We start from the raw sequence: 7,010 nt of genomic DNA, 5'->3' as shown, positions 1-7,010 counted from the left end.
TGTCTCCTGTGAAATACAGAGAAAAGGAAAAACAGAAACTTGCTGTTATAAATTAACAGAAAATAAATTGGGTACAATATGAAAAATTGTCTAATTTTAAATCGTACTAAAAAAGGGAAGCCTACAGGATAGTAAACCTATTGCAAAAGAGAAATTATTGGAAACTCTTGCAGTGGAACAAAAAATCCTTACTTTGGGAAGTAAGGATAATATTGAATAACTGATAATTATTTTAACTCTTAACTGTCAGATTAAGTCGGGGCTAGTACAACTTAAGTTCCTAATTCCAATTGGTTTTTTATTAATTTATAATACACTCTTTTTTTGTCAATCAATTCTCTGTGTGTTCCTATTTCGGCTATTTCACCATCCTTTAAAACAATAATCTGGTCAGCATTTTTCACAGTAGATAGTCGGTGAGCAACTACAACAACTGTTTTCCCAACAAAAAAAGACTGTAAATTGTCATGGATAATCTTTTCGTTTTCTGCGTCTAAAGAAGAAGTGGCTTCGTCAAAGAAAATATAACGTGGATTTTTATAAATTGCTCTTGCTATTAAAAGTCGTTGCTTTTGCCCACCAGACAAGCCATTTTCTGCAGTACCAATTTTAGTATTAAAACCTAATGGTAACTCGTCGATGTAAGATTCAATATTGGCTAATCTAACAGCGTTTCTAAGTTTATCTATATTAGGATTTTCCTCCCCACAAATAATATTTTGTTTAATTGTATCAGAAAAAATGTAACCTTCTTGGAGTACTACACCACATTGAGCTCTCCATTCATTCGGGTCAAAACTATTTAAGGTATCTTCCCCAAACAAAATTTCCCCTTCAGTAGGTTGATAAAATTTTAATAATAATTTTAATAGTGTTGTTTTTCCACTTCCACTACCACCAACAATAGCTGTAATCTTTCCGTGAGGGATAGTAAAGGATAGTCCTGATAGTATTTTTTTTGATGTAGGACTTCCATATTGAAAATACAACTTATTTACACAAATATCTCTTTTTATTACTTTTTGAACTAACCCCTTCTGAATTTCATGAACTTCACTCTCTTCTGATATGTTTTGAACTTCATTTAGCCTGTCTAAACTCAGTTTCGCTTCTTGATATCCTCTTATAAATGTCATTAATTGACTTATGGGGGAATTCATAAGACCAACAATAAAGGCTATACTCAGCATTGCTCCTATACTCAGATTTCCGTTAATTACCTCTTTTGCAGAAAGAAATGTTACAAAAATATTTTTTAATTGGTTAATGAGATCAAATCCTATTGTTTGAAACTGAATTGTTTTTAAAACTCTGATATTTGCTCCAAAAAGTTTTAATTGTACTTTTTCCCAAATAGACCTTTTGTACTCTTCTAGGTTATTGAGTTTAATTTCTTCAATACCTTTTACAAATTCATATATTGTGTCTTGGTTTTCAGACCGTAGCTGAAATTTATTGTAATCTAAAGTTTTTAGTTTATTTATAAATAATAAAGACCAAACTACTGCCAATACAGTAAGTAGTGAATATGCTAGTGCAATAACTTTACTATAATAAATTAGGACGCCTAAGAATACAACGAAATTAACAATTGAAAAAATTGTTATAATACTCTGTGTGGTTAAAAATGTTTCAATTCTTTGTTGGTCTAAGATCCTTTGATTAAAGTCTCCTTTTTGTTTAGATTCAAAAAAAGAGATTGGAAGACGAAGTGCTTTTTTTAAGAAATCAGAAATTATTTCTATATTTATTTTTGTGCCTAAATATAGTGTTAACCAGTTTCTTATAACATCCACTACTGTTGCACCAATATATATAAATGCATGTGCCAATAGTAAACTTGCAACCAAAGTAATATCTTTTCGGCTAATTCCTTTATCAACAACTGCTTGGGTTATAAAGGGAAAAATTAAAGTGCAACAACTTGTAATGAAGACCGCAATAAAGATTGTGATTATCCGCCAGCGATAAGTTTTGAGTTTCCCTTTAATATATTTTAAAGTGTTAAGATCATCGTCATTACACTTGATGCTATGAAAATCTTCTGATAACTTAAAAGTAATCATTATACCTTCTTCATTCGTATTTAGCCAACACTTTACAAATTCACTTTCTTTAACTGACATAATTCCGTATCCGGGATCAGCTATTTTAAAAATACGTTTACCTCGTTTGTATTTTATGTCAATTAATACTACAAAGTGATTTTGATTCCAATGTAAGATAGATGGTCCTTGCTTTGAAATTTCTTCTAACTCTTGCAAAGTCAATTTAAAAACACTAGGTGTTAATCCAACTGATTTTGCCGCATGACTAATCCCCGCAACACTGACTCCTTCTTTATTTAAAAAGGATTTATTTCTTATGTATTGAAGTGAACATTTTTTTCCATAATATCTCACTATCATACTTAAGCAAGCTGGACCGCAGTCCATTTGGTCATGTTGAGAGATGAACTTTAATTTCATTTATTTACCTGCTCTATTTTGTTCCTCTATACTTCCGCTTTGTTGTTTTTGTTTGTTTTTTAAGTCCGTATTTCCAAATTTATATCTAAATGACAGCTTAAATAATCGAGTATCATTATACCTTGTAAACCCTAAATCTTGATTAGGGTATTGTATATTAACTATACTTCTGTTTGTATATAATAGATCGTGTGCTGAAAATGATAATGTTGCTTTGTCTTGAAGTAGCTTAACATTGATAGCAGTACTCATGTCAAAGAAATTACCAATTTGGTAAAATCCTTGAATTGATGGGGAACGGTATCTTCCAGACAACTCTGCGGAAATATTTTCATTAATTTTAAAAGTATTCGAGGTGTTTATAAGCCAAAATACTTTATTAAGTTTTTGTTGAATATCTTCATGAGATAAATTATAATTTTGATTCATTACCAAAAATGTATTAGATATGTCCCACCATGGTGTTACTTTAACTGGCACAATAGCCTGTATACCAATGTTATTTCCTTTTCCAATGTTATCGAATGTATAACGTGTTTCATCTGTATTATTTACTCGTATAGGGAATTCTGAAAAATATTTTGACGTAGTGTTTCCAAATATTGTTAAAATATATTTATTATTAAATATACTACTTATTTCCAGAGAATTAGTAAATGAAGGTCTTAGCAATGGATTTCCTACATTTGAGAAAAGTGGACTTTGGTAGGATATAAATGGATTTAAGTAATCAAAAGAAGGACGACTAATACGTCTGGAATATGACAAATTCAATGAATAGTTTTTCTCATCGGGTTTATATTGAAAATACGCTGTTGGAAATAATTGAAAATAATTGTAATCTGTTTCCGTTCCTGTAGTTCTTGATAAACCTTTTGTTCTAGTATATTCTCCTCTTAAACCAACTTGAAAAGACATTTGATCAGATAGCTGACTGTTAAATGAGAAGTAACCGGCTGTATTCGTTTCTTTGTAATCGAATTGATTGCTTAATGAATTATTATTCTCCCATTGACCGGATAAAAAATTCTGAAATAGGAAGTCGTTTTCCGTTTCAGTGTGAGCCATCTTTATCCCTGTTTCTAAAGTAAACTTATCATAAGGTAATTTAAAGTCTATATTACCAGAGTATATTTTTGTTTTGTTATCAAAGAAACTTCTTAGTTTGGATTCATCTTCGAAAACTTGGTTTGTATAAAACCTATTCGTAAGGTTTTGCTTGTCATCAACTTTAAAATTTGATATACTTGCATTAACATTCATCACCTTTCCCAAGGTATCTAATTTTTGGTTGAAATATAAATCTATAGCATAATTCAAAAGATTTAATTTATGATCATTATAAGAAGCAAAAGAAGTGTTGTTTGTCGATTCTGTTTCATTGTCTGAAGGTCTTGGACTATTGTTAGAATATAGATTCCCTGAAATGCCTATGTTAGAATACTCACTTAATTTTACATCTAATTGCCCTGTAAGAGTATGATAAACTTCCTTACGTTTTTCATAATTTAAAGAAGAGTATTTCGTTATATCCCCTGAATTAGGGTTGACAAAACTATTAGTTTGTTCAATTTCTTCGAAAGAACGAACATCACCAACAGCATAATTTGAAATAAAATCAATCCTGTCACTTTTATAGTTAAATCCTGCATTACCAATTAACCTACTATATTTTCCTTGATAACCAGTAAGTCCTACGTTAGCGTTCCATCCGTGTTGCCTTCCCTTTTTAGTGATTATGTTAATAATTCCAGCATTACCCTGTGCATCATATTTAGATGAAGGGGTTGTGATTACCTCTAAAGATTTTATATTATCTGCACCCATACTTTTCAAAAAAGCAGTAAGTTCATTTGGATTTAAATTTAATACTCTGTCATCAACCATGACTTTTACTCCTGACTTTCCCATTATATTAATGGATTCGTTATTACCTAAGTAAACTCCTGGTGCATTTTTTATAGCATCAAATGCATTTCCTCCTGAGAGGAGTGGGCTATTTTCAATATTGAATACAAAACGGTCAACTTTTCTTTCAATTAATTTCTTTGTTGATGTAATAGTTATCCCCTCTAAAACAGTAGCACTATTTACTGTTATTATTCCTAAATTCATATTATCCATTACATTGATATCTTCTTCAAATAAAACGGAACCATATCTATTGGATGACAATTTATAGAAACCTTTCTTTAAGTTTAAATTAAAAACGCCTATGGAATCTGTTAGAACTCTTTGAACTACTACATTTGTAGAATCAGTTGCAGAAACTTCAGAATAGTCGATTGGGAAACCATCTTCTCCTTGCAATATCCCTGACACTTGATATGTATTATCCTGAGCTATTAATTTGACAGAACAAATACAAAAAAGGGTGATAATAAATAAAATCTTTTTCAACGGCATATTTTTCTGTTTTCAATTATACAATTTCAATAGTTCTTTTGTCATAAAGAAGACTTAAGATATATAGGCCAACGGAATCTGGCCATTCATTCGGAAGTGCTTTTAGGAGTTCCTTTGTCTCTAATTCCTTTCCAGAATTTAGTAGCTCTAGTAACGTTTCAATTCCTTTATGATAGCGAAACTTTAGTTTAGATCCTCTAGCAAAGATAATTATTTCACTCTCGTCTAGTGATTTCCTAAAGTAGATTTTAAAAGGCTTAACTAACTTCAATACTCGATCTCTTAGGATTTCATAATTATTTACATCATATAAATTTTCATCAGATAACGAAATTGTTCTTGTCTTCCATCCAGCATTACTAAATAAAGCTAATTTGAAATCATCATGCAATAATTTGAAAAGCTCCGAAAAAGGAAGATCAAGTAGATTTTCTTCATCTTGAAATAACCCAAGTAATTCATGTAATGTTTCTTGACTATTAGGATCTTTAACAGGTGAGAATACTTCCTTCAATCTGTCATCGGTAATCATATACTGTTTAGTTAATGAAGAAAAAATACTATCGAATAGTTTTGCTTTGGGAGGATTATTGAACCATACTGTGACGCCAATTGACAATCCATCTGTTTTTCCTAAATGATACTTATCCCACGGCATGAAGTAAATATCAGTAGATTCAAAAGGAAATTTTTCTGCATGTTGAATCAAATCTTCATATTCTTTGTCTTCATTTTTTCTTTTTCCATCTATTTCTTCATATACCTCATCTGTCCAGTTGTACATTTCTTTACCGCTAGGTCCAAGATGAAAATGAATAACGTTTTCACCTCTATTATCCTTATGAATACCTAAAGGTGTGTATCCATAATTTCCCACAAACGTATGAACACTAAGACCTGTTAATGGGATACCAACCTTTTCTATTAAAGGAGTTAGTAATTGCAGAAGTTTTCTTGAAAGAGGATCGGAGAATTTTTCACAACCATTTATTATCATTCCGAACTCCTTATTTGAGAAAACACGTTCAGCGTATTTCACAACATCTTCCCCTTCAAGTGGAGGATTGTCAAATATATAGTTAAGTTTGTCGTCTCCTACAATTTTTCCATCAATGTAGGCTCTGTAGCCATATTTGTTTGTTCTTAATCTACATAGATGTTTTAAAACATTTAAAATTTCTGTAGATAAAATATTAGCATCCTCTATTGAAAAAGCATTCTTGGATACGGTTGTCTGTGTAAGATTATTACTGACGGTTAAAAAATTATCCTACCACTCAGGCTGTGCCATCGGTGAGTCAGATGTTGTAATTACTGAATTCATAATATTTATTTTTGATATTTATACTTAGATATAAAGATTACCCCAATAAAGGGGTAATCTTCATTTTAGCTTATTCATTAGAATAATGAAAAGCTTTAATCTTAAGGAGTAACAGTTACGACCTTCACAACAGTGGTAACAACAGTTTCTACAGTTACAGAATCATCAGCAGCGGCAATACCACCTACTAATTTTTCCTGCTCTAATGGAGAAACCACTTTTGCTCCTAAGAATTCTTCTGGATTGAATTTTTTCTCTTCCATAATAAAGAATTTTGAATATTAAACGAAATACAAAGAACCTTCGCCCTCTTTGTTTAGACGTTGAACTTGTTTAAACTATTAGTTTTCTGAGGAATAAAATAACAAAAGCAATATAATGCAAATAATTCCAAGTTATTACAGAAGTTTCAAATCGTATAAATAATGCTTTAAAACTATCTTGCTAAGCATTTGCTTTCTCTATTTTGAACCTTCGTTTATATAATTCTTAGCTGTTTTATTATTCCTGAGATGGTTTTAATATTGGCGATTATTTTTTCTTTTTCTAACATTTGTCTTAAATTTTCACTGTCAAATCCTGTATCAGCATTGAGAAACAATCCTTTATGATCTATTTCTGCTTCGCTTAGAAGTGACAGAATTTCTTTCAAACTACCTTCTATTTGGTATAAATCGTGATGATCGCCACTTTTTGGACTTCCCATTGCCAACATTTGTCCCCGGTGATCACACAGAAAAATGCTGTTGGTGGTTTTTGCCTTTTTTCTACCCTGATAGCCTAGCTTTTCACCTCCCATTCGGCTTGGGGTG

5 protein-coding genes are annotated in these 7,010 nt (G+C 31.1%); all 5 read right to left on the bottom strand.

Annotated elements, in window-relative coordinates:
* Nucleotides 1-272: 272 nt before the first annotated feature.
* On the bottom strand, nucleotides 273-2,468 hold the full coding sequence (locus GNY06_RS03600; RefSeq protein WP_166518838.1) for a peptidase domain-containing ABC transporter: 2,196 nt from the start codon (nucleotides 2,466-2,468) through the stop codon (nucleotides 273-275).
* Complete coding sequence (locus GNY06_RS03595; protein ID WP_166518837.1) at nucleotides 2,469-4,874, bottom strand: outer membrane beta-barrel family protein; 2,406 nt, start codon at nucleotides 4,872-4,874, stop codon at nucleotides 2,469-2,471. It abuts the gene before it with no gap.
* Nucleotides 4,875-4,890: 16 nt separating this feature from the next.
* Complete coding sequence (locus tag GNY06_RS03590) at nucleotides 4,891-5,913, bottom strand: hypothetical protein (protein WP_166518836.1); 1,023 nt, start codon at nucleotides 5,911-5,913, stop codon at nucleotides 4,891-4,893.
* A 386-nt stretch (nucleotides 5,914-6,299) separates the two neighbouring features.
* Nucleotides 6,300-6,461 carry a hypothetical protein gene (locus GNY06_RS03585; RefSeq protein WP_158608847.1) on the bottom strand — a complete coding sequence of 54 codons (162 nt, stop codon included), beginning with the start codon at nucleotides 6,459-6,461 and terminating at the stop codon, nucleotides 6,300-6,302.
* A gap of 215 nt (nucleotides 6,462-6,676) precedes the next feature.
* A partial coding sequence (locus GNY06_RS03580) for a transposase family protein (RefSeq protein ID WP_394350822.1) occupies nucleotides 6,677-7,010 on the bottom strand: 334 nt, incomplete at its 5' end.

The organism is Elizabethkingia argenteiflava (assembly GCF_009904105.1).
Classification (GTDB): Bacteria; Bacteroidota; Bacteroidia; order Flavobacteriales; family Weeksellaceae; genus Elizabethkingia; species Elizabethkingia argenteiflava.
The sequence above is the reverse complement of the archived record's forward strand: the minus strand, read 5'-3'. Positions and strand labels throughout refer to the sequence as shown.

What these genes read in the sequence shown, in the direction of transcription:
- GNY06_RS03600 (WP_166518838.1), bottom strand. Translation starts at nt 2,468, where the DNA reads ATGAAATTAAAGTTCATCTCTCAACATGACCAAATGGACTGCGGTCCA.
- GNY06_RS03595 (WP_166518837.1), bottom strand. Translation starts at nt 4,874, where the DNA reads ATGCCGTTGAAAAAGATTTTATTTATTATCACCCTTTTTTGTATTTGT.
- GNY06_RS03585 (WP_158608847.1), bottom strand. Translation starts at nt 6,461, where the DNA reads ATGGAAGAGAAAAAATTCAATCCAGAAGAATTCTTAGGAGCAAAAGTG.